The 26,101-nt window shown below is 27.1% G+C and carries 19 protein-coding genes and 1 riboswitch; of the genes, 14 read left to right on the top strand and 5 right to left on the bottom strand.

Going from position 1 to position 26,101, the window contains the following annotated elements; all coding sequences use genetic code 11:
• Window positions 1-52: 52 nt before the first annotated feature.
• Window positions 53-2,866 carry a TonB-dependent receptor gene (locus RT575_RS01725; protein WP_313578336.1) on the bottom strand — a complete coding sequence of 938 codons (2,814 nt, stop codon included), beginning with the start codon at window positions 2,864-2,866 and terminating at the stop codon, window positions 53-55.
• 161 nt (window positions 2,867-3,027) lie between these two features.
• Between RT575_RS01725 and RT575_RS01720 the strand changes: the two genes are divergently transcribed.
• The 3 genes from RT575_RS01720 (at window position 3,028) to RT575_RS01710 (ending at window position 6,740) form a co-directional block, all read left to right on the top strand.
• Window positions 3,028-4,554, top strand: coding sequence for a SulP family inorganic anion transporter (locus RT575_RS01720; protein ID WP_313578334.1), 1,527 nt, complete (start codon window positions 3,028-3,030; stop codon window positions 4,552-4,554).
• A 5-nt stretch (window positions 4,555-4,559) separates the two neighbouring features.
• A complete protein-coding gene (locus RT575_RS01715; RefSeq protein WP_313578332.1) occupies window positions 4,560-5,300 on the top strand; it encodes a hypothetical protein in 741 nt (246 codons plus the stop codon).
• A gap of 603 nt (window positions 5,301-5,903) precedes the next feature.
• Window positions 5,904-6,740, top strand: coding sequence for a GNAT family N-acetyltransferase (locus tag RT575_RS01710; RefSeq protein WP_313578330.1), 837 nt, complete (start codon window positions 5,904-5,906; stop codon window positions 6,738-6,740).
• A gap of 45 nt (window positions 6,741-6,785) precedes the next feature.
• Here RT575_RS01710 and RT575_RS01705 read toward each other — a convergent pair whose 3' ends face one another.
• Window positions 6,786-7,430 carry an ElyC/SanA/YdcF family protein gene (locus tag RT575_RS01705; protein ID WP_313578328.1) on the bottom strand — a complete coding sequence of 215 codons (645 nt, stop codon included), beginning with the start codon at window positions 7,428-7,430 and terminating at the stop codon, window positions 6,786-6,788.
• A 49-nt stretch (window positions 7,431-7,479) separates the two neighbouring features.
• Entirely contained in the window at window positions 7,480-7,731 is a 252-nt protein-coding gene (locus RT575_RS01700; protein WP_313578660.1) for an HIT domain-containing protein, read from the bottom strand.
• A gap of 143 nt (window positions 7,732-7,874) precedes the next feature.
• On the opposite strand from RT575_RS01700, the gene RT575_RS01695 reads away from it, so the two are divergent.
• The 5 genes from RT575_RS01695 to RT575_RS01675 all read left to right on the top strand — a co-directional run bounded on the left by RT575_RS01695 (window position 7,875) and on the right by RT575_RS01675 (window position 15,033).
• Window positions 7,875-8,450 (top strand): hypothetical protein, encoded by a 576-nt coding sequence (locus tag RT575_RS01695; protein WP_313578326.1) that lies wholly within the window; start codon window positions 7,875-7,877, stop codon window positions 8,448-8,450.
• Between the two features lie 328 nt (window positions 8,451-8,778).
• Window positions 8,779-8,882: riboswitch (SAM riboswitch) on the top strand.
• Window positions 8,883-8,932: 50 nt separating this feature from the next.
• Entirely contained in the window at window positions 8,933-9,931 is a 999-nt protein-coding gene (locus RT575_RS01690) for a homocysteine S-methyltransferase family protein (protein WP_313578324.1), read from the top strand.
• Window positions 9,919-12,585: a methionine synthase gene (gene metH, locus RT575_RS01685; protein WP_313578322.1), complete on the top strand. Its 2,667-nt coding sequence runs from the start codon at window positions 9,919-9,921 to the stop codon at window positions 12,583-12,585. Before RT575_RS01690 ends, metH begins: the two co-directional genes overlap by 13 nt.
• Before the next feature lie 200 nt (window positions 12,586-12,785).
• Window positions 12,786-13,742, top strand: coding sequence for a methylenetetrahydrofolate reductase [NAD(P)H] (gene metF / locus RT575_RS01680; protein WP_313578320.1), 957 nt, complete (start codon window positions 12,786-12,788; stop codon window positions 13,740-13,742).
• A gap of 145 nt (window positions 13,743-13,887) precedes the next feature.
• Complete coding sequence (locus RT575_RS01675; protein WP_313384345.1) at window positions 13,888-15,033, top strand: AI-2E family transporter; 1,146 nt, start codon at window positions 13,888-13,890, stop codon at window positions 15,031-15,033.
• Between the two features lie 116 nt (window positions 15,034-15,149).
• On the opposite strand, the gene RT575_RS01670 is transcribed toward RT575_RS01675, so the two are convergent.
• Complete coding sequence (locus tag RT575_RS01670; RefSeq protein ID WP_313578318.1) at window positions 15,150-15,866, bottom strand: MBL fold metallo-hydrolase; 717 nt, start codon at window positions 15,864-15,866, stop codon at window positions 15,150-15,152.
• Between the two features lie 146 nt (window positions 15,867-16,012).
• Here RT575_RS01670 and RT575_RS01665 point away from each other — a divergent pair, with 146 nt between their 5' ends.
• The 6 genes from RT575_RS01665 (at window position 16,013) to RT575_RS01640 (ending at window position 23,263) form a co-directional block, all read left to right on the top strand.
• Window positions 16,013-16,879 carry a LysR substrate-binding domain-containing protein gene (locus RT575_RS01665; RefSeq protein ID WP_313384349.1) on the top strand — a complete coding sequence of 289 codons (867 nt, stop codon included), beginning with the start codon at window positions 16,013-16,015 and terminating at the stop codon, window positions 16,877-16,879.
• Between the two features lie 67 nt (window positions 16,880-16,946).
• A complete protein-coding gene (locus RT575_RS01660) occupies window positions 16,947-17,612 on the top strand; it encodes a hypothetical protein (protein WP_313384350.1) in 666 nt (221 codons plus the stop codon).
• A 151-nt stretch (window positions 17,613-17,763) separates the two neighbouring features.
• Window positions 17,764-19,152 (top strand): TolC family protein, encoded by a 1,389-nt coding sequence (locus tag RT575_RS01655; RefSeq protein ID WP_312356291.1) that lies wholly within the window; start codon window positions 17,764-17,766, stop codon window positions 19,150-19,152.
• A 1-nt stretch (window position 19,153) separates the two neighbouring features.
• On the top strand, window positions 19,154-20,137 hold the full coding sequence (locus RT575_RS01650) for an efflux RND transporter periplasmic adaptor subunit (RefSeq protein ID WP_313578315.1): 984 nt from the start codon (window positions 19,154-19,156) through the stop codon (window positions 20,135-20,137).
• 7 nt (window positions 20,138-20,144) lie between these two features.
• Entirely contained in the window at window positions 20,145-21,329 is a 1,185-nt protein-coding gene (locus RT575_RS01645; RefSeq protein WP_313384352.1) for an ABC transporter permease, read from the top strand.
• A 38-nt stretch (window positions 21,330-21,367) separates the two neighbouring features.
• Window positions 21,368-23,263: an ABC-F family ATP-binding cassette domain-containing protein gene (locus RT575_RS01640; protein ID WP_313578313.1), complete on the top strand. Its 1,896-nt coding sequence runs from the start codon at window positions 21,368-21,370 to the stop codon at window positions 23,261-23,263.
• Window positions 23,264-23,618: 355 nt separating this feature from the next.
• On the opposite strand, the gene RT575_RS01635 is transcribed toward RT575_RS01640, so the two are convergent.
• A complete protein-coding gene (locus RT575_RS01635; protein ID WP_313578311.1) occupies window positions 23,619-26,006 on the bottom strand; it encodes an outer membrane beta-barrel family protein in 2,388 nt (795 codons plus the stop codon).
• Window positions 26,007-26,101 lie beyond the last annotated feature (95 nt).

Here is a 26,101-nt window from a genome sequence, read left to right as displayed (position 1 = left end):
ACAAATGGTCAGCAAAATAACTGACCATTTTTTTAATTATATTAGATCGATTTTAAAAATCAAATTTTAGGCCCATGTTAAATCGAGGTTGATAATACTCAACTTGTTTCAAACGATCAGAAACACCTTGATAATAACGTAATGGCTGATTTGTTAAATTATTTGCTTCAACAAAAATACGTAAATATTTATTGAATTTATAAGATGCATTAGCATCAACAAATAATTGTTTATCATAATATGTATCTTCATCAGCATTTCCTCCAACCTCATCAAGATATGAAGATGTATAGTTCATAGAAACACGAGCAGTAAAGTTTTTATTCTCCCAAGCCAATGATGCATTAAACATATGAGGTGCAGCTTTAGGTAAATTTAAATCATTTCTTACATCACCATCTTCATTTGTTATTCCTTTAGCTTTAGATTTTGTGTAAGTATAATTAAGGTAAACACCAAGATGTTTAAAAAATTCTCCTGGTATAAAGTCTAATTGTCTTTGAAAAGCAACTTCGAATCCCCAAACATTAACATGATCTCCATTTCTAGCTTGTTTATATTGCCAAGTTTCACCTTCAGGAATTGGATTAGCTAAATTTGGATGTAATTGAGCAAAATCATTTGATGAAAAATTATTATTTCTATATGTATAAATAAAATTATTCAATCTTTTATAAAAGAAACCTCCAGAAACAATTCCAATTTTATCAAAATAATTTTCAGCCATAATATCATAATTATAAGCATAAGTTGCTTTTAAATCTGGATTACCTTCTGCTATTTCATAATTTTCTTGAACAACATTTACATAAGGAACTAATGCATAATAGTTAGGACGTGCAATTCCAGTAGTAAAAGCTGCTCTAAGTATAAAGTCTTTTGTAAAATTATGTTTTAATGTAATACTAGGTAAAACATTCAAATAATCATTTTTATTAGAGATTTGACTTACTAAATCTTCTTCATTCTCAACATAATTCCCTGTATAATCAATATTTGTATTCTCAAATCTTACCCCTGTAATAATTGATGTATTTTCTGATAAGTCTTGATCCCAACGGATGTATCCTGCTGTAATTCTTTCTTTAGCTTTATAATTTCCTGATAAATATTCTGAAGGATCTAAAGTTTCTTTAAATAATGAAGGATTACTTAAATCCAAACCTCCTAAATAAGAATTTGAAGCAAATGTCCCAGGCACATATTTTGAGCCAGGATTATATCCATTTCCAGTATAATATGATGTAGGTATGTTTGCTAAATTACCTAAACTATTAACTGGTTTATATGAATAAAAAATATCATTTCTTTCTTTTTCTTTAATACGTAAACGTCCTCCAAATCTCAATCTACCTTTTTGATTAGAAATAAGACTAAAAGGAACTCTAAAATTAATTTTAGCTCCAAATTCAGATTCATCAGTATATCTTTTACTTTCTGTTATTTTCCCTAATGAATAATTGGCTGGATTATCATCTCCTACAGTAGTAACTAAAGGATAATTTCCGTCTGATAAATCTTCATTTAAATTTACATTTTTCTGACGATAATCAATATAACGTTCATGTGGTCTATCTTCACTTGCCTTAGAATACGATACTCCCCAATCCATATCAAGAGAAGAAGAAAGTAAATGTTCTCCTCTTAAAGAAAGATTATAAACTCTTTGATCTTCTAAACGAGCATTTTTATTTCTGTTATTATCAATACCTCCTTTAGTCTCTCTACGAATTTCTCCTGTATAACCTACAACATTACCATTATCATCAAATACTTGTTTTATTCCATTATATCGTGTTCTATATCTATTTTCTCTATCATCTCTCCAATTATACATTGCAGTAAAATCAATACGATTATTTTTATTAAATTTATAATCAGAAGATAAAGAAACACTTCTTCTTATACGTTGTACATCATATTTACGTACATCCATTTGTGATACATAGAAATCATTATTATCACCTTTTTTCCAAACAGATTCTATATTATCAGAACCATAATTCTGTTGCTGATAACTTCCAGAAGCTACAATACCAAGTTTATTATTAAAAAATCGATTTCCATATATAAATGCAGTATTATATAAACCTTTATTTCTAATTGGGGCAAATCCTCCAGATGCTGTTAAAGAAATACGTTCTTTATTTGGTACAGCACGAGTAATTAAATTTACAGCTCCTCCAATTGCATCACCATCCATATCTGGAGTTAATGTTTTATTCACTTCTATCGTAGAAATCATATCAGAAGGAATCAGATCCATTTGTACGTTACGATTATCTCCTTCTGCAGAAGGGATACGATCCCCATTTAACATAACAGAATTTAATTCAGGAGATAAACCTCTAATAATTATATTTCTTGCTTCACCTTGATCATTTTGCATAGTAATTCCAGGAACACGCTTTAAAGCATCACCTACATTAGCATCTGGAAAACGACCTACTTGATCAGAAGATATTATATTTGTAATATTGCCATTACTCTTTTGTTGATTTAATGCTTTAGCTTGTCCTTTTAAATAATCACCTAAAATAACAACTTCATTTAACTCTTGTAAACCACTCGAAAGAGAAAAATCGATAACAGTATTATTATGTTCAGTAACTTCTATTTGTTGTGATGTTGTTTCGTACCCTAAGTAATCAATATATACAGTATATACACCAGGTTTCAAATCCAAAAACTGATAATTACCATTTTTATCAGATACTGTATATTTATTAGAATTTTCTATACGTAATGTAGCTCCTGGTAAAGAGAAATGATCATTTTGATCTAATACTTTTCCAGATATAACTCCACTTTGGGCAAGTGCAATTGGACCTAGAATAAATAAAGAAAGTTTTAATAGATGTTTCATGTGTTTGTAAATTATGCCACAAAAGTAGATTCCCTATATTACTTAAAGGTTAATTATATATTATGATAACTTTAACCATTTGTATAAAACTCAATATGTTTTTTGATATAATATCTATTATATATTTTTTACTTTTGTGCTCTTTATTTTAAACATCAAAAATGATCTTATCTCAAATAGCCCAAATAAAAAAAATAAATCTAAAAAATGAAGTTCTAGCTGGATTTACAGTTGCTATGACAATGATTCCTGAATCGTTATCATTTGCAATTCTAGCAGGATTATCTCCACTTATAGGTCTATATGGTGCTTTTATAATGGGAATAATAACTGCTATTTTTGGTGGAAGACCAGGTATGGTTTCAGGTGGAGCTGGTGCAACAGTTATTACTCTTATAGCTTTATATGTAACCCATGGACAAGAATATATTTTTGCTGCAGTAGCATTAGCTGGTTTATTCCAAATTCTTGTAGGTATTTTCAAATTAGGGAAATTTGTACGATTAATACCTCAACCAGTAATGTTTGGATTTCTTAATGGTTTAGCAATTGTAATCTTTATGTCACAATTAGAACAATTTAAAATCAGTTCGAATGGAATTACAGAATGGTTAACTGGTAATTCTCTTTACACTATGCTAGGTTTAACATTACTAACTGTACTAATTGTAAATATATTTCCTAGAATAACAAAAGTAATACCTTCATCTTTGGTAGCAATAATTATTGTATTTTTAGTAGTTTTCGGATTTAATATTGACACAAAAACTGTTGGAGACATTGCAAGTATAAAAGGAGGTTTACCATCTTTCCATATTCCGAATATTCCTATAGATATAGAAACTTTTAAAATTATATTACCTTATTCAATAATAATGGGATCTGTTGGATTAATAGAAACATTATTAACATTAACATTAGTCGATGAAATTACAGAAACTCGTGGTTCATCAAACAAAGAATGTATTGCACAAGGAACAGCTAACATAGCAAATGGTTTTTTTGGTGGTATGGGAGGTTGTGCAATGATTGCACAAACATTTGTTAATTTAGAAGCTGGTTCAAGGAGTAGAATTGGCCCTGCTATTGGTGCCATAACAATTCTTATCATAATTTTAATAGGTTCTCCTGTTATAGAGAAAATTCCAATGGCTGCATTAGTTGGAGTAATGATGATGGTTGCTATTTCTACTTTCAAATGGGGATTTTTTAAACTCATTACAAAAATGCCTTTATCTGATATAATTATAAGTATTTTAGTTGCTGGTATAACTGTTATTTTACATAATTTAGCTTTAGCTGTTTTTATTGGTGTAATAATATCTGCACTTATATTTGCTTGGGATAATGCAAAACGTATTAGAGCAAGAAAATCAATCGATGAAAAAGGTCGTAATTTATATGAGATTTATGGACCGTTATTTTTTGGTTCTACAACTGCATTTTTGGAAAAATTTAATATAAAAGAAGATTCTGACGAGATCATAATAGACTTTAAAGATAGTCGTATTGTCGATATGAGTGCAATCAATGCATTAAATACAATTACTTCTAAATATGCACAGCAAAATAAAAAAGTTATTTTAAGACATTTAAGTCAAGATTCTATAAATTTATTACATAAAGCAAAAACTGTAATAGAAATTAATTTAGAAGAAGACCCTACTTATAAAGTGTTATCTAAATAAAATTAATGAAAAAAAAAGGATTAATTATTGGAAAAGGTTGGTTAGGTAGTCGTATAGAAAATTATCTTTCTGATAAATATGATTTTATTACCACAAAACGTAAAGCTGATAAAGAGAATTGTATTTCTATTAATTTTGATGAACAAGTTGATAAAATCAATTTAAGCGATTTTGAATTTATCATAATTACTATACCATTTGGTAAAAGACAAAATTTAGAGGTATTAAATAATAAATTCAGTAACCTTATAAATTTCATTTCTGGTTATCAAAAACAAATTATAATAATTAGTAGCACTGGAATATATCCAGAATCTGATAATATAATTAACGAAAATTCATATACTAATGAAGAATTAAATGAAAACTACATATTCATAGAACAAAAAATACAAAAAGTATTCCCTCAAATTGTTATTCTTAGATTAGGTGGCTTAATGGGAGATGATCGATATTTATCAAGATATTTAAATTTAGAAAAATCTAATTTAAATACAGTTGTTAATCATGTCCACTATTTAGATGTTTGTCAATCAATAGAACATATATTAGACAAGCAAATATATAAAGAAACATATAATGTTGTTGCCCCATTACATCCAACTAAAGAAGAAATATTAGAATATCAAATTAATAAAAAAATTATGTATTCTAATTATAAAATAGGTAAAATAGTTTCCTCTAATAAATTAATTGAACGATTTAAGTTTGAATTTATTTATAATAATCCAATATTGATCCAATAATTTATTTTCTAACTTTTTTATTTTTATTCTGAAATACAAAATAAAATATTAAAATTGCAAGAACAGTTATTAAAATTGTATCCCAGTTATTCTTTACAAAAAAAATAATATTATCTAACATTTTTCTTCTTTTTGTAAATATAATAAAATATAGCAAGCTATACAACTAAACAAAAATCTAAGTAAAATACGAGATAAAAGAAATACCGATTATAAAACCGTTAAAAAAATAGATAATTAAAAGATTTGTAGGTAGATAAAAAATAGAGAGAAGATATTATAATTTAACAAATGAGGAGAAATTAATCTTCTCTCGTATTCTTAGTTTTAAAAATGTATGCAAATTTAATAAATTCTGAATTATATTCGGCTATATAGGTAATAATATTATGTTAAATCATAAAAAAAAGACAAAATGCTAATTTTATTAAGTAAATAAGAGTATTTATTTAATAAAATTAACTGAATTTTACTTAATGACACTTTTAAGTCAAAAAATTTATCAAATTCGAAATTTATCATAGAAAATAACTATCAATTTTTATGATAATTTTTAGAATAGATCTAAATGTTGGTTATATTTTTGTTGTGCAAATAACTATCATGCAAACAAACATAAAAATAGAGTCGTTAAGAAATGTTGATATTAATGAATTATCAGCATTATACAATTTGTCCTATAAGAATTACTATATACCAATTCATCTAAATGTAGATCAATTTCAGAAAAAACTGAAGATGGAAGACATTGATTTAGAATTTTCTATTGGTGCTTTTATAGATGATGTTTTAGTTGGATTTTTATTATATGGAATAAGAATTCAAAACAATCAAAAAGTAAGTTATATTGGTGGAACTGGTGTGTCACCTGAATTTAGAGGAAATAGAATAACACAACAAATGCTTGATTATAGTTTTTCTGAATTAAAGGCTATAAATGTAAAAAGTATTTATTTAGATGTGAACACTAAAAATGATTTTGCAATAAAAGCATATGAAACATGTGGTTTTGTAAAAACTAGAACTCTTAATAGTTACAAAGGTATTCCAATTTTAGTTGTAAACCCATTACATGAAATTAAGACTTTTTCAGATTTAAATTTAATTACAGAAAACTTTTGGGATATAAAACCTACATGGAAAAATGATATCCAAAGTATTAAAAATATCATTGATGATTGTTTAATTACAGGTATTTTTGAAGGTAATAATTTAGTTGCTTACAAAATCATTAATAAAAAGAATACTCGTATTTATGAATTTGGTGTTCATCATGAATATAGAAATAGATACTTAGCTTCTATTCTATTTAGTGATTTAAAAAATAAAGAAATCAAAATGATAAATATTGATGAAAATGAATTGACTACGAACAATTTCATCAAATCTCTTGGATTATCTATGTATGATAATCAATACGAAATGATTAAAACATTATAATAATAAAAAAAGAACTTCAAATGAAGTTCTTTTTTTATTACATATTCAATTAATTTTTATCTTCTTTCCTAAAAATTTTGGCTGTATACCAAACCAATTATCAATAAAAACTTTTGTTCTAGCGAAAAACTCTCTTACATTTGTTTTTAATCCTGCTTGTTTATTAACATCTTTAGCATTATACCCATAAGCATCAATCCCATTTTGTTTACCAATAAATATAGCTCGTTGATTATGAAATTTCTGAGAAACAACTATAAATTTTGATTGTCCAAATATTTCTTTTGCGCGAATCATTGAATCTAACGTTCTAAAACCAGCATAATCTAAATAAATAACATTCTCTGGAATACCTTTTTCTATTAATGCTTTTTTCATTGTTTCTGGCTCATTATAATCTTTTCGTCCATGATCTCCACTTAAAATAAAATGAGTCACTTTACCTGATTTGTATAGCTCATCGGCAGCAATAATTCTATAAGTAAAATAATAATTTTGGTAACCATTAACCAAATTAGGTGCTGTACCTAGAACCAAAGCAACTTTTGTTTCTGGCAATTCATTTACATTATATGTAACAAAATCTTTTGTCGATTTCTCTATTTTATAATTAGCATAAAAACTAAAAAGAACAACCACTAATAGTAGAAGTAGGAAATAAATAATTGTCTTTTTAAAAAATTTCTTCATAGGAAGCTATTTGGATTTTTGAAATGTAATCGAAAATAAAACTTTTTTTTTATTCTTTTCTATAAACCCAATCAAAACCATCATTATGATATCTAGGAAATAAGTGAACATGTAAATGCCCTATATCATTAAAATCTCCTCCATTTTGCATAATTGTATATCCATCTAAATTATATTCTTTTTTCAATTGAATTAATATTTTTTTAGAAAGTAAAGTTAATTTCAACAGTAAAGAATCCTCTAATTCATCAAAATCTAACACATCAATTTTAGGTATTATAGGTAAATGACCTTTATTTATAGATCAATATCCAAAAAAGCTAAAAAATTTTCATCTTCATAACTAAGTTATTATAAGTTATTGTTTTATAATATTTTACAAGAAAATACAATTTTGTTTAAATTTTTAATTAAAAATACTTATCTTAAACAAAATACTACCAAATGAAAAAAATTATATTATTACTATCTTGTGCTTCTATCTGTTCTTTTACTTTTAGTTGTAGTAGTGATGATGACACCGATTCTAGTGTTCTATCATATGAAAAATTGTTAAAAGAATCTGAAGAAAATTCTAAAATTCTAAATGACTTAAACCAAAATTTTATAACTACTAATGAAAATATCAGATTAAAGCCTCTTGAAATTAATACTAGCCCTTGGGATAATAGACCAATTTTTCAAACCTTGGGCACAAGAACTATCACTAAAAATCCTGCTAATAAAAAAGGTTATTATTCTTTTGTTTTCAAACCTGATATTGCAAAAAAATATGGTATACCTCCTGGACCTTATTGGTGTGAATTCTGGACTATTTCAGCAAGAGCTGAGTTGCCTGTAAACACACTAGCTTCAAGAGCTTTAGACACAGACCTAAAAGGATACTTAGCATTTAAACCACACAATAACAAAGAGGAACTTGGTGTAAGATATTCTACAACTGCAAATGGGTCATATCAAACTATAACCATGAGTACAAATTATTTTGTAATAGCTACTGATAGATCTGGATTGCTGTAAACAAAACAATTCCTCATGAATCTTTTAGAAATGGAGAATTTAGATTCTCTTATCAATATATTCAATGGTAAAACCATTCTAAAATAATTTTATACCTTTTAAAATTAAGGCAATAACAACTATAAAAATTTAAATAAAATTAATTAAAAATACTTTTTCTAAAAAACAATCGATATTTAGAATAAAATTCTAAACTGAGACAAATTATAAATTAAAAATCAATTGAATTAAGATGTATTATTAACTTAGTTTTTTGTCTTATAAATAATTCTTCATTTCACTGATTATCATTTTTTTATTATAAATAGAATAAATAATTTTGCATAACGCTTTATGACGAAAGATTGAGGGAATAGGCCCTATGAAATCTTAGCAACCCAAAGTAAGTTGGGTGCTACATCCTACTCTTTTTTAAAAAGAGAAATATGAAGAAATATGAGAACAACTTCCACTTTCGTTATACAGTCAAATTTTTATACAAAATGACATTAAACGATATATTAAAAGAACGAATTGTTATTCTTGATGGTGCTATGGGAACTATGATACAAAAGCACAATTTACAAGAAGAAGATTACAGAGGAGAAAGATTTAAGGATTTTCATACTTCGCTAAAAGGAAATAATGATTTATTGGTTCTTACACAACCAAAAATAATAAAAGACATTCATAGAGAATATTTAGAAGCTGGTGCTGATTTGTTAGAAACTAACACATTCAATGCTAATATAATTTCTATGGTTGATTATGACATGGTTGATTTAGTTGATGAATTAAACTATGAAGCAGTACGTTTAGCAAAAGAAGCTTGTATAGAATATTCTACACCTGATAAACCTCGTTTTGTTGTTGGCTCACTAGGTCCTACGAATAAAACTGCATCTATATCTCCACAAGTTAACGATCCTAGTTATAGAGATATAGACTTTGATACATTAGCCAATGTTTATTATCGACAAGCTAAAACAATGCTAGAAGCTGGTGCTGACGCCTTACTTGTAGAAACTATTTTTGATACTTTAAATGCCAAAGCTGCATTTTTTGGAATACAAGATGCTATTGATGAAACAGGAATAAATGTACCATTAATGGCTTCTGGAACAATAACAGATAAATCTGGTCGTACATTATCTGGACAAACAACAGAAGCATTTCTTATTTCATTAGAACATATCGATTTACTTTCTATTGGACTAAATTGTGCTTTAGGAGCATCAGATTTAATTCCTTATTTAGAAGTTCTTGCAGAAAAAGCTCCTTTCTATGTAAGCGCCTATCCAAATGCAGGATTACCAAATGCATTTGGTGGATATGATGAGACAGCAGAAATGATGCTAGATAATATACGTCCTTTTTTAGACAAAAAATTAGTGAATATAATTGGAGGTTGTTGTGGTTCAACTCCTAATCATATAAAACTGATGGCTGATTTAGCAAAACAATATGAACCAAGAAAAATAGATGAACGATGTCAGGTATAAAAATTCAACTTTCTGGATTAGAACCACTAATTATTCGAGAAAATTCCAATTTTGTAAATGTTGGAGAGCGTACAAACGTAACAGGTTCTAAACGTTTTTTACGATTAATAAAAGAAGAAAAATTTGAAGAAGCACTTCAAGTTGCTCGCGACCAGGTTGAAGGTGGTGCACAAGTCATTGATATCAACATGGATGAGGGAATGATTGATGGTGTTGCTTCTATGGTTAAATATTTACGATTAGTTGCCTCTGAACCAGATATTTCTAGAGTTCCTATTATGATAGATTCTTCTAAATGGGAAATTATAGAAGCTGGTTTAAAAAATGTTCAAGGAAAAGCAATTGTGAATTCTATTTCTCTGAAAGAAGGAGAACAACTTTTCATAGAACATGCAAAAAAAATAAAACGTTATGGTGCAGCTGCTATTATTATGGCTTTTGATGAAAAAGGACAAGCTGACAACTACGAACGTAGAATAGAAATTGTAAAACGATCTTATTATATCTTGGTTAATGAAGTAAAATTCAACCCAAGAAATATAATATTTGATATTAATATATTTCCTGTTGCAACAGGAATGGAAGAACATCGTAGAAATGCAATCGACTTTTTTAATGCGACAAAATGGATCAAAGAAAATTTACCTCATGCAATGGTTTCTGGTGGTGTTTCGAATGTTTCGTTTTCTTTTAGAGGAAACAATGCTGTTCGTGAAGCAATGCACACTGTTTTTCTATATCATGCCATAAAAAATGGAATGGATATGGGAATTGTAAATCCCGAAATGATTGAGATTTATGATGATATTCCAAAAGATTTACTAGAACATGTAGAAGATGTCCTTTTAGATAGACGAGATGATGCTACAGAGCGTTTAATTGACTTTGCCGAAGGATTAAAAGGTATTACAAAAGAAAAGAAAAAAGATGATGCTTGGCGAGAATTACCTTTAGAAAAGCGAATAGAGATAGCTTTAGTAAAAGGTATTACTGAATTTATTGACCAAGATACGGCTGAGGCTTTAGAAAAAATAGAATCACCATTACGAGTAATTGAAGGTCCTTTGATGGATGGAATGAATGTCGTTGGTGACTTATTTGGAAGCGGAAAAATGTTTTTACCACAAGTTGTAAAATCTGCTCGTGTAATGAAAAAAGCTGTGGCATATTTAACTCCTTATTTGGAAGAAGAAAAACTTAGAAATAAATCGGATAAAGAACCTGCTAAAATTTTAATCGCTACTGTAAAAGGTGATGTGCACGATATTGGTAAAAATATTGTTTCAGTTGTTTTGAGTTGTAATGGTTTCGAAATGATAGATCTTGGTGTGATGGTTTCTTGCGAAACTATTCTTGAAGAAGCTAAAAAACAAAAAGTTGATGTCATTGGACTTTCTGGCTTAATAACTCCTTCCCTAGACGAAATGGTACATGTTGCCAAAGAAATGAAACGACTTAATTTTGATATTCCTTTAATGATTGGTGGAGCAACTACTTCTAAAGCACATACAGCTGTTAAAATAGCACCTGAATATGATAAAGCTATTCATGTTTTAGATGCTTCTCGTTCTGTTACTGTATGTACTAAATTATTAGGAGAGCAACAACATGAATTATTTTCAGAAACTGAAGCTGAATACACAAAAATTAGAGAAGGCTTTTTAAACAGAGCAGTTTCAAAAGAATATTTATCCATTGAAGATGCTAGAAAAAATAAATTAAGAGTTGATTTTAAAGAAAATAAACCTTTTAAACCAAATCAATTGGGTGTTTACACTCATCATGCAGATGTGTCTGATCTAAAAGAGTTTATTGATTGGACTCCTTTTTTCAAAACATGGGATTTACATGGAAAATTTCCTGCAATATTAGAAGATGAAGTTGTAGGAGAAAATGCAAAAGAATTGTATGTTGATGCATTGGCAATGCTAAATAGAATTGAACAAGAAAATCTTGCAAAACCAAAAGGTATTTTTGGACTATTCAAAGCAAATACTGTTAATGATGATACAATAGAATTACTAGATGAAAATGACAACAAAATAGATAATTTCTACACGATTCGTCAACAAGCTAAAAAATCTAAAAACGCTCCTAACCTATCGATTGCAGATTTTATTGCTGAAAAAGATTCTGGAATACAAGATTATATTGGTGCCTTTGCTGTTACAGCAGGAACGGAAATAGAAGATTTTGCTAAAGAATATCAAGACAATCTAGATGATTATAATTCGATTATGGTAAAAGCTATTGCTGATAGATTAGCTGAAGCTTATGCAGAATATTTACATAAATACGTAAGAACTGAAGCATGGGGATATGCAAAAGATGAAACATTGTCGAATACCGAATTGATTGCAGAAAAGTATAAAGGAATTCGTCCTGCTCCTGGATATCCTGCTTGTCCAGATCATTTAGAAAAAGAAACTATTTTCAAGATTTTGGATGTTGAAAATAATATTGATATTCATTTAACAAGTTCTTTGGCTATGTATCCTGTCTCTTCGGTTTCTGGTTATTATTTTGGAAATCCACAAGCTAAATATTTTGGGGTTGGAAAAATAAAGATGGATCAGATAGAAGATTTTGCAAAACGAAAAAATATTCCTGTTGATTTAGCTGAACGTTGGTTAGCACCGAATTTGGCTGATTAAATTTTAGAGAAAGTTAAATAAAGTGTTTTATTCATTTGAAAAATAATAAATAAAACAGATAATAAATGCGACAGGGATTGAAGTGGAAATCCTTTTTTCTTAGAAAAAGATTGTAACGGAAAGCCAGCCCGGTCGCCCAAATAAAAAAAATAAAAGTTCTCAAAATGAAATTTGAACTTTATTAAACGAAAAATAAATTAATGAAAGTTACTGAACATATAAAACGTGCAAATGGAAAAACATTATTTTCCATAGAAATTTTACCTCCTTTGAAAGGGCAAGATGTAAATTGTACCTTTAAAACATTGGATCCTTTAGTGGAATTAAAACCTGCTTTTATAGACGTTACTTACCATAGAGAAGAATTTATTTATAAGGAAAGAGAAAAAGGTTTATTGAAAAGATATCAGGTAAGAAAACGACCTGGAACAGTTGCCATTTGTGCAGCAATACAAAATCATTACAAAATAGATGCGATCCCTCATTTGATTTGTGGAGGATTTACAAAAGAAGACACAGAAGATGCTTTGATAGATTTTAATTTCTTAGGAATTGACAATGTTTTGGCTCTTCGTGGTGACCCTATAAAATCTGAAAAAACATTTGTTCCTAAAATTGATGGACATGCTTATGCTTCTGAGCTTATAGAGCAAGTGAGTGATTTGAATAAAGGAAAATATTTGGATGAAGATTTACAGGAACCTCATAAAATGGATTTTTGTATTGGTGTTGCTGGTTATCCAGAGAAACATTTTGAATCTCCAAATTTGGCAATGGATATGCATTATTTAAAAAAGAAAGTAGAATTAGGAGCTGAATATATTGTAACACAGATGTTTTTTGATAATCAGAAATATTTTGATTTTGTAAAAAAATGTAGAGAAATGGATATTAATGTTCCTATAATACCAGGGATAAAGCCTTTAACAATATTAAATCAATTAACATCTATACCTCAACATTTTTATCTTGATTTACCTGAAGATTTATCTACAGAAGTAATGAAAGCTAAAACAAAGGAAGCGATAAAAGAAGTTGGAATGGAATGGTGTATTAATCAATGTAAAGAATTAATTGACTTTGGCATTCCTAGTTTACATTTTTATACGATGAGTAATTCGGCAAATACAAAACGAATTGCTGAAGCTGTTTTTTAAAAAAAAATCTAAAATAAAAAATTTGATCAACCCAATATTTTTTTGATAAATAAATGTTGGGTTTTTTGATATATTTGTATTAACGAATTTTATTATTAAATTACTGTAATAATAATTTTATCTATAAACACAAATCAATTTTACTATGGAAGTCATTAATAAATGGCCTTTTTATTTAAAACTAGCATGCTCATTGCTAATTATTATTTGTTTATCTATTATATCAATCATAGGTAAACAAATTCTTGTTCCACTTATTTTAGGTTTTTTGATATCCATACTATTAACACCTCTTTGTGATTTTTTCGAGAAGTTTTTATTTATTCCAAGAGCTATTGCAAGTATTATAACAACATTATTATTTGCATCATTGATATTAGGAATTATTTATTTAATAGTATTACAACTAGCTGAAATGGCAAATGAATGGCCTACGTTTCAAAAACAAATTATAGATGCTTTTAATTCTATACAAAGATGGATACATCATAATTTCGGAGTTAATTCTCGCACTCAATTAGATTATCTTAGTCAGAATATAAAATCAACTATTGAAACAAGTACAGTGGTAATTGAAAAAGTTATTTCTATTGTTAGTTCAGCAGCAATCACTACTGTATTTACATTTTTATATGTTGTATTTCTATTAATTTACAGAAGACATTTAGTTAAATTTTTATATTATGTATTTGATTCTACAAAGCATGATCAAGTTTTTAATGTAATAACAGCTATACAAAAAGTTGTAAAACAATACTTAATAGGTTTATTTCTACAAATGATTATTGTATCTGTATTAGCATTTATAGCGTTTACTATTCTTGGACTAAAATACTCTTTTATATTAGCTCTTTTAACTGGTGTCCTGAATATTATTCCATACGTTGGGATAACAATTTCATTGATTATTACTACGATTATAACATTTGCAACAATGTCTTCTGCAAAAGTTTTTTTCATACTAATAGCCTTTGCAGTAGTACATGCTATTGATGGAAATATAATTATGCCACAAATTGTAGGTTCTAAAGTAAAAGTAAATTCTCTTGTAGTTGTAATAGGTTTAGTTATTGGAGAAATGGCTTGGGGAATTATGGGAATGTTTTTATCAATTCCTATCCTTGCTCTTATGAAGATTGTCTTTGATAATATTGATGACTTAAAACCTTGGGGCTATTTAATTGGTGATGTAGAAGAAACTGAAATTGATGAAAGCCTAAATGAATTTCTTGCAAGAAAAAGGAAAGAAAAAAAGAAGAAAGGTTTTAGAAGATTTTTTAAAAAGAAATAAGAATACACTTGTTATTTTAAATCCTTTTTACAAAACTATAATTAAATTAAAAAAGATTAATTTCTATATTTAATTTAATTATAGTTTTTTTCATAACGTGAGATTATAAAAATCTATCAAAATTGTACTACAGGATTTTTAAGATCATGATAAAATAATATTTCCCAACTATTATTTTTTGCTTCTTTTTCCCATTCAATCCTATATTCCATTGCTTCTTTTCCATTATAATCACTTTTATAAGCTAAATGATATTTAAAATATGCTTCTAATGGTAAATTATCAGAACCATAAAATACTGTTTTATTATCCTCATTTATCCAAAAAGATTGTAAATATGGCGTATGTCCAGGAGTTACTTTATATTGAATTTTATTGTTAATTTCTCCTTCATCATCTATTAACCAATTTATATTAGAATTTTTAATAATATAATCTAAAATTTTAAAATCAAACGAATGACTTTCATTTTGGCTTAATGCAAACTCATATTCTCTTTTCTGAATAAATATTTCAGCTTGAGGAAAAATTAATTCTAACTCCTCAGAACTTGTATTAACTAAACCATTGATATGATCCTTGTGTAAATGAGAAATTAATATTTTCGAAATATCTTTTGGCTGAAGATTAATATTCTTAAGGTTTTTAATTATTTTTGGTTGATTATTGTCTAACCATCCCAATCCTATATCAAACAAAATATTTTCATTATTAATTTGAATTAAGAAAGGTTGTATTGCCATTTTAAGACCTTTACTATTTTTATTAAGAATTGAAAAATCTTTATTTTTATCTACAGAGAAATGACCTTCTATTAAGGGATAAACTTTCATTATTTACTTTAAATATTTTATAAAATTAACTCAAAAGTTAGCACAACAAACTTTATTAACTTAAGAACTACAAATTTCTTTTTTTTATATAAATTTGAAAAACACTTTATTTCGATTAAATCAATCGATAAAACCAATTAACAAAAATGGAATTAAGACAAATAAAATACTTCCTCAAAGCTAAAGAATTATTGAATTTTACTGCCGCAGCAGAGTATCTACACATTAGTCAAAGTACATTATCTCAGCAAATAAAACAATTAGAAATTGAATTAGGAATTCCCTTATTTGATCGAATTGGAAAAAGAATTGTATTAACTGAAGCTGGTGAAAATTTTTCTATTTATGCAAAAAAAAGTTTAGACAAATCTAATGAAGGTTTTCTCGCAATGCAAGATTTGAAAAATCTAAAAAGTGGAGAATTAAGAATTGGTGTCTCTTACGGTTTACGATTAACTTTAGTTACAGCATTAAAAGATTTTACTAAAAATTTTCCTTCAATAAAAATAAAAATATCCTTTAATACTACACAAAATTTAATTCATTTATTAGATGATTCTAAATTAGATTTTATTTTAAGTTTTAAAGATGATGTAAATACTCCTAATTTAGCATATATTAAACTATTCTCATCAAAAATGTCTTTTGTTACTTCTAAACAAAATGTTTTAAAAATGAAAGAAATAAATTTAAAAGATATTATTAATTATCGTCTTATAATGCCTTCTAATGAATATAGTACTACACATTTTATTATTGAAAGATTGAAAAAAGAAAATATAAAACCTATATTTTCAATTGAAATAAATGACATTCCTACTTTATTAGAAATGGTAAAAACTGGAGATTGGAGTACCATTCTTGCGCAAACAACTGTTTCAAGTGAAAAAGACTTACAAAGTATTCCCATAAAAGGGGATAAAATGATAAGAGAAGCTGGTATTATTTATCAAAAAGAAGCTTACAAAACAATTGCGATGCAAAAATTTCTCGAAACATTAAATAACATATAAATAAAAATTTTTATTTATATGTTATTAACTATAATTAATTAACTTTGAGTTATTAAAACTTTATTACATGAAAAATAAATTTTATTTAATCCTTACAATAACAACACTAATTTTTGCTCTTCAATCTTGTGAACATAAAAAACAAGCTGATACAAAAATTACTGATAGTATAGTATACGAAAATGCACTTGATGTACCAGTAGAAAAATTAGCTGTTTCAATAAATGTAGATACCATAAGTTTCTCTGGTAATAAATCTAAAGAATCAAACATAAAGATTAATAATCAATTACTAGACATAAATAAAAATTTTAATATAAATAAAGACATTAATGATACTTCTGTTAAGATATTAAATGACAATCATTATAATTATGAAATTATAAATAATTTAAATAAAAATATATTACCAAACGGTTTGGTGACAAAAGATAATTTAAATGAAATTGATTTCAATCAATTAAAAAACATAACCTCTTTAAATGATTTATTATTAATAAACGTTAAGCCAGTAATTAGTTATAATGAAGATAACAAAAATGAATATGTTGCTAAAACTTATTTATATATCAATATTATAGATCTTAAAAATAAAACTTTAAAGTATAGTGAAACTGCTGGAGGAACGAAATATTTTGATAAAGATATTAATAAAATTACAACTGATTATTTACAAAAAATGATAAAAGAATCTTTAAATGAAACAATAAATCTTATTGATAAAAAATATTAAAATATATTGAACTATGCTACCTTTTATAGGTATTTTTTGGAAGTCCTAGCTTTATTTTTAAAACTAGGATTTTTTTTATTTCTTTTTGTTTTTTTTTATTTCTTTTAATTGGTCTAGTTTTTGTTATAAAAGATTTAAAAAAAATAATTATATGTTAAAAAATTTATTTTGGAGTTTTTTTTCAAGTATAACTTTAAGTCAAATTAGTTATGCTCAAAATATAATAAACCAACAACTTAGAACTCCTATTATTAACGCTATTGAAACAAATTATGGCATTAAAAATAAGTTTTTAGAAATAGAAAAAAATAAATTCCAAATGGAAGAAATAAAAGGAAAATTAAAACCTGATGTCTCTGCCTTAGCACTTGGAAGTTTTTTCTATTCAAATGGAACAATAGATATACCTACAAAATCATTAGATCACTTAGGAATTACACTTTTTGAAGGAAATCAAAACTTTAACACTTCTATGTTTATTGGATCTATTGGTGTAAATGCTAAACAAGTTATATTTTCTGGTTTACAAATACCAAATGCTATAAAAGCAATTGAAGAAAAAAATGTAGCTTTTGATTATTTAGCAGAATCAGAAAAAGAAAGTATAGCTAAAGATGTTATACAAACTTTTGATCAAATCATGTTGTTAGATAAAATACAAGAATTAATAAATAGTTCTTCTAAAAGGTTAAATAAAGAACATTTAAAAGTTCAAAAAGCAATACAAAATGGATTAGCAATACCTTATGATAGAGAAAAAATAAAACTTGCTTTATTAGAATTAGAAACTAAACAAATAGAGTTAAACGGAACAAAAAAATTATTGTATGATAAATTAACTACTTTAACTCATCTTCCTACAGATAATTTAGAAATCATCCATTATAACTTATCTCCAATTGATTTATTTTCTAATGAATATTCACTAGAAAATAAACAAGAAATAAAAGCTCTAGAACATTCTATAAAAGCTTATGAGTTTCTATACAAAAAGGAAAAAGGAGCTCATCTACCTCAAGTTTTTGCATTTGCAAATAGTAATTACTCCTCTATTTTTGGACAAAGAATGAATCTAAGAAACGTTGGCGAAAACAATAAGGATGTAAACTTAAAAGTTAATCAATTAACTTTTTTTCCAAATATTCTTGTAGGTGTTGGAGCAAAATGGGAAATATTTGATGGAGGACAACATAAAAATAAACTTTATCAAGTAAAATCTGATATAAAAATCAATGAAAATAAACTTGAAGACACTAAAGAAAAGTTAAACCTTCTTCTAAATAAAAATAAAATTGATTATGAAACTTCTAATGAAAAACTTAAAGTAAATGAACAGCAAAATACTGTTGCAACAAACAATCTTGATATTGCATCTAAAAGATTTGAACAAGGATTAATTGATGTAACAGAAAGATTATCTGCTGAGAATGATTATTACAAAGCTAATTTAGGTTATTACTCACAAATTTTAGATCAACGATCAAAAACATACGAGATATTACATACATCAGGCGAATTATTGAATAAAATTTTAAACTAACATGAAAACTATTTTACCTTATATATATACAATTACTGGAATTTTATTATTATCAAATTGTAAATCTTCAGATACTACTACAGAACAATCTATTTTTCAAGGAAAAGTAGAAAGAGATCAAATTTCTGTTGTCACTAAAATTCCTGGAAGAATAAAAGAATCTTTAATACATGAAGGTGATCAAGTAAAAGAAGGACAAACTCTATTTATTCTGGAACTTCCTGAAGTTGATGCTAAAAAAAGTCAAGCTGAAGGAGCTGTATACTCTGCAGATGCACAATATAATATGGCAAAAAAAGGCGCTACAAACAATCAAATCAAACAATTGAGAGCTAAGGTTAATGCCTTAAGAGAACAATTAGACTTTGCAGAAAAATCTAATAAACGTCTTAAAAATATGCTTAGAGATAGTTTAGTTCCTCAGCAAACTTATGATGAAGTTTACACTAAATATCAAGGAGCTAAAAATCAATATATAGCAGCAGTTGCTGAATTAACTGAAGCTGAAGATGGAGCTCGTATAGAACAACAGCATATGGCTTTAGGACAAAAAGAAAGAGCATTAGGAGCATTAAAAGAAGTTGGTGTTGCTGATGATGAAAAAAATGTCAAAGCTCAACAAGATATGACAATTGAAACAATTAACTTAAGAGTTGGTGAATTGGCATCTGCTGGATATGCAATTGCAAGTGGAATATTAGATCAAACAACTTTTTTCCGTTTTTCTATTCCAGAAAACTTAGCTGGAAAAGTAAAAAAAGACCAAATAGTTACAATAACTGTTCCTTATAAAAACAATCTTAAATTAAAAGGAAAAATTGTATATATAAAAGCTTTAAGCTCTTATGCAAATATTAATACACCTTATCCTGATGTTAATCAACAACAATCATTATATGAAATTAAAGTTGTGCCAACTGATGTAAAAGCAGCTGCTCAATTATTTACTCAAGCTAATGTATTGTTAGATTTAACTACAAAATAGAAAAAAGATGAAAAATATATTTCATTTAATTATTCGAGAATTCAAACTTTTTTTTAAAAATCCTGTTCTCCCTGTTCTATTCATTGGAGCGCCAATATTATATGGTGTATTAATAGGAAATGTATATAAAAAAGGGAGTGTAACTAATTTACCAATTGTTATTGTTGATGAAGACAATACAACAACTAGTCAAAAGGTTATACAAATGATTGATGATAATGAATCATTAAAGGTAGCTGAAATATTACCTTCCACATTCAATACCAAAGATATTGCATTAAAAAATGGTGCAGATGTTGTTCTTGTTATTCCTAGAAATTTTCAATCAGACATACTACAACAGAAAAATCCTGAAATTGTATATTTTGTTAATGCTTCTAATACATTAACATCAAATACCGCTTCTATTGCAGTAGCAACAGTATTAGGAACAATGAAAGCTGGTATAACAATTCAATCACTACAGAAAAAAGGCGTTCCTGAATTTGCAGCAGCTCAAAATTATGAGCCATTTAAATCAACAATGATAAGACAAAATATACGAAGTGGAAACTACTTGTATTTCATGCTTCCTGGAGTTTTATTAACTGTATTTCAACAAGTTTTATTATTAGGCTTAGCATTGTCATTTGCTCAAGAATTTGAAACAGGCACTTTTAAAGAATTAGTTTCTAAAGCATCAAATCCATTCAAAATACTATTTGTAAAAACGTTTCCTTATGTTTTTATGTCAATATTCATTTATCTTTTATATTATGGATTTGGGATGTTTTATGATATGAAACTAGAAACGGAACTTTGGCCATTTATATATTCTGGTTTAATTTTCATTCTAGCTGTTTGTTTTATGGGATTCCTAGTAAGTATTTTGTTACCAAACCAATTAAAGGCAACAGAAGTATTAATGGTTGTTGCTACTCCTAGCTTTATCTTGAGTGGTTTTACATGGCCATTGAGTCAAATGCCAAAATGGATACAAGCAATATCAGATTGTATTCCTTTAACACATTACCTTAAAATTTTTAGAATATTATTCATAGAGAAAGGAGATCCTTCACTCATACAACCACATTTAAATAATTTGATTATGATTGGAAGTATTTGTTTTGTATTATCTTTGATCATTCTAACGATAAAAGTGAATAAAGCTAAACGTGAATTACGAGAAGAAGTTGAAGCGGATGAAGTATAAAAAATTCACTTTTAGTATTTTAAAAATAAATATATAAAATGAATTTTCTTACAGTCGAAAATCTTACAAAATCATACGGAATAAGAACATTGTTTAAAGATGTTAACTTTCATGTAAACGAAGGCGATCAAATCGCCTTTGTTGCTAAAAATGGAAGTGGAAAATCTACTTTATTAAAAATATTAGCAGGATTAGAAACTCCAGATTCTGGCGAAGCTAGAATTGGTAAAGGAGTAAAAATTCTAATGCTAGACCAAAGTGATGATTTCGATGAAAATTTAAAAGGAGAAGAATATATCTTTAATCATTCTAATGAAGTTTTAGATGTTGTTCATCAATATGATAACTTGATAGAAAATGACCCAACAAATCCAGAACTTGTAGATTTAATGGGTAAAATGGATCTTTTAGATGCTTGGAAAGTTGAGCCAACTATTAAAGAAATCCTTTCTAAATTAAAAATTGATTTTCTTGATCAAAAAATAGGAAAATTATCTGGTGGTCAAAGAAAACGTATTTCTTTAGCTAAATTTCTAATTGATCTTAGTTTCGAGAATGGTTATGTTCTCCTAATTTTAGATGAGCCTACCAATCATTTGGATATAGAAATGGTAGAGTGGTTAGAATATTTCTTAAATAAAGAAAACAAAACATTAATTCTTGTTACACACGACCGCTATTTCTTAGATGCTATTTGTACTAAAATACTAGAGATGGAAGATCAAACCATGTATGTACACTCTGGAAATTATGAAACATATATTACAAATAAGGCATCGAGAATAGAAAACCAAAACGCAACAATTGATAAAGCTAAAAATCTTTACCGAAAAGAAATTGAATGGATGAGAAGACAGCCAAAGGCTCGTACTACAAAATCTAAATCGCGTATTGATGACTTTTACGATACAGAAAAAGCTGCAAAACATAGAATTGTAGACCAAAAAGTAAAGTTAGAAATGGTAATGACTCGATTAGGTCAAAAAATTATCGAGATGGAGCATGTTTCTAAGGCTTTTGGGACAAAAAAAATTGTTGATGATTTTTCTTATATTTTTGCTCGTGGTGGTAAAATAGGATTAGTTGGTAAAAATGGTGTTGGTAAAACTACTTTTCTAAAAATGCTAGAAGGCATAGAAAATGCTGATGCTGGAAATATAGAAAGAGGAGAAACATTAAATATTGGGCATTTTAAACAAGAAGGAATCACATTCAAAGAAGATGAACGTGTAATAGATTTTGTGAAGGATATTGCAGACTATTTTCCATTGGCAAGTGGAAAAGAAATGAGAGCTGAACAATTCTTGGAAATGTTTTTATTTTCTCCAGAACAACAACATACATTTATATCTCGATTAAGTGGAGGTGAGAAAAAACGATTACAATTGTTATCTATTCTATTCAAGAATCCTAACTTTTTAATTTTAGATGAACCTACAAACGATTTAGATTTACCTACATTAACAGTTTTAGAAAGTTTTCTAGAAGATTACCAAGGATGTCTTTTGGTTGTTTCTCATGATCGTTACTTCATGGATAAAGTTGTTGATGAATTAATGATTTTTGAAGGCGAAGGTAAAATATCTCGTTATATGGGAACATACACAGAATATTACATCGAAAACAAAAATCGTCCTGAAATTACAACAGAAGATAAAAAAGTTGAAAAGAAAATTACGACGGAAATAAAAACAGAGGTAAAAGAAAATAAAGTTGAAAATAAACCTAAAAAACTTTCTTTTAACGAAAAACGTGAATTAGAACAAATCAATAAAGATTTACCTTTATTAGAAGCCAAGAAAAAAGAACTAACTAATTTACTATCTGATCCTAATTTGGCTTATGATAAAATTGCTACAATTGGTGATGAATTACAAAAAATTGTAGATGAATTAGAAGAAAAAGAATTTCGTTGGTTAGAATTATCTGAATAAAAATCATTTACTAATATAAAAATAGAAAACAACTCTTCTTTGAGTTGTTTTTTTATTTTTGAATTAAAACGTAACATTACTGTTGCTCATCGCCCGAGTTGTTATCTCAAAGTACTCAATAAAAACAACTTTACAAGATTGTTATCATTGGCTAAATCAGGTCTCTGAAAAACAAGTTCTTTTTCTAAGGACTACAAGTTTGATTATCGACAAATAAATAGCAATAGCGATTGTAGCGGAAATCCTTTTTACGGAGCGTCCTAGCGAAGTAAAAAGATTGAGAGCGAGAAAGCGCGACCCAAAGGGATTGCCCCAAAAAAAGAAATGAGGTTTAATCTATTAAACCTCACTCTTATTATAATCTATTTTTTTCTGAACTACTTTTTGATTCTACAATTTCAAATTTCTTTCCGAAATTATATGTTAATCCAATTCTGTAATTACGTACAGATTGCCCTGTGTATACAGTTTTATTATTATTACTGTACGTAACACTTTGAAAAGCTCTGTTTTGAAATACATTATTTACATTAAACGAAAGTTGTAATTTTTTATTTAGAAACAACGTTCTTACACCAAGAGACGAATACCACAATGAACGCGTATCATCAAGCCCATCATTTCCTCTTGCAGTAAAATTTGTTGTATGATTAAATAATATTGTTTTAGATTTATTTAACTCTAGGTTATTTGTTAAACCAAACTGTCCGTTGAAACCATCTAATATATAATTAAATGCAGGAATGATTCCTTTTGTTTTTCTATAAAACAAATCTATAGAACCGTTAACCTTCCACCATTTAAAAAGTTTAAAATTCAAATTTTCACTTAAACCATAACTTTCTGTATTTGCATAATTATAAGGCATCCAGTTTTGACTTGTATTTTCTTCATCAACTATAATCAACTGTGTTACTTCACTTTTAGATTTCCTATAATATAATGTAGTAATTGCTAAATCTTTGTATCCATATTCTAGTTCGTAATTATAAGAATATGATGGTCTTAACTTTGGATTTCCTTGTGCAAAAGAATAAGGTGAATAAACTGTACGAAAAGGATTTAGTTGAGACATTGATGGACGATCTATTCTTTTTCCAAAATTTATACTAAGAGAATGATTTTCTGAAGGTTTATAAAGTAAATATGCTGTAGGAAAAAATCCTTCGTATTTATATATATCTTTCTGATCTTCTTGCGGAGAATATCCATTAGCATTTGTATTCTCATACCTCAACCCTATTTTTGCAGATAATTTTTCAGTAATTTCTTTGTCTAAAGATGTATAAATTGCAAAAATATTTTCTTTATAATAAAAACTGTTACTCTTATTTAAATCAAAAATTGGATTACCACTTGTTGTATCATAAAACAGATTATCACTGTTATTTTTTGTAAAACTGTATCGAGTACCATAGTTTAATTTCCAAGATTCTATTGGGTGCTCCATGTCTATATTAACACTGTAATTATTAGCTTTTTGGTCTGAAAGACTTTTATTTCCTACATATTCATTATTATTCTCTTCATTTTTATTATTATAAAATCTATTTGATGCTATGTCAATCTTGTTATTGTTATAATTTACCCAATCGAAATCAACAGTAAGTTTTTTTCCAATAGAATCCATTTTATAAATAAAATGATAATTCAAGGTATTGTATTTTATGTCACTATTCCCGCCTTTTCTATCATTAATAATTGTATTTTTTAAATCATTTGTATCAATCGCTCTTACATAAGTATATGTTTTACCAACAATATTATCTTTTCCATCGTATATATCAACATTAAAACCTGTGGTTATTTTATTAGAAATTTGATAATCTATACCTAGTTTACCACCAATATTTTTAAAATTATTTTTATATATCTCTCTTTCTGTCCATAATTCATTTTTCTCTTTAAAAAAAATATCAGATTGCCCTATAGATTCGTACTGTCCAAAACCTTGAAAAATATTAGAAACTATTGTCCATTTATCTTTTCTATAATTAAATGTTGCTCCATTCCTTAAATTCGGTTTATTATAATGACCAAATGTTGAAGTAACAGTTCCATTCCAAGAATCATTTTTCCCATTTTTTAGAACTATATTCAAAATTCCACTATTTCCAGCAGCTTGATATTTTGCAGGAGGATTTGTAATCACTTCAACTTTTTCTATTTCATCTGCACGAAGTGATTTTAAATAATTTATTAACTGATCACCTGTTATTTGTAATAAACGATCATTTACCATGACAAGTAAATTACTTTTTCCTATAATTGAAATTACATCATTTTCAACTTTTACTCTTGGAGCTAGTTTCAATAAACCTAATGCATCTCCTCCTCTAGCTCCTTCAGCCATATCTGCATTAAAAATTATTCTATCAACTTTTTTTTCAACTAACTTTTTCTGACTAGTGATAACAGTTTCTCCAAGGGAAATATTTTCATTTTGTGAAGTAACTAATAAATTAATTTCTTTATCATTTTCGAAGTATATTGACTGAGAATTAAGTAAAATTCCTGCTTCTTCTATCTTTATAATATAATTTCCTTTCTCTAAAACAACTAAAAATTCTCCTTTTTCATCCGTTGATAGTTCTTTTAACACTTTATTATCTTTTATAATAATAATATCAACATATGATATAGGAAATTTATCTTCATTTTTTATTTTAACTCTATACTCATCTTGTGAATAACCAAATGTAGCTGATAAACAAAACAGTATATTAAAAAAAAACTTATTCATAGTATTAGTTAATTATTGTAATCACCTATAAGACGTAGGTTGTAGTTAAAAGTTACAAAAAAAATAAATTAACATTATTTTATTATTTGTAGAAT

Origin of the sequence: Chishuiella sp. (genome assembly GCF_032109125.1) — a bacterium.
Lineage (GTDB): Bacteria > Bacteroidota > Bacteroidia > Flavobacteriales > Weeksellaceae > Empedobacter.
The sequence above is the reverse complement of the archived record's forward strand: the minus strand, read 5'-3'. Positions and strand labels throughout refer to the sequence as shown.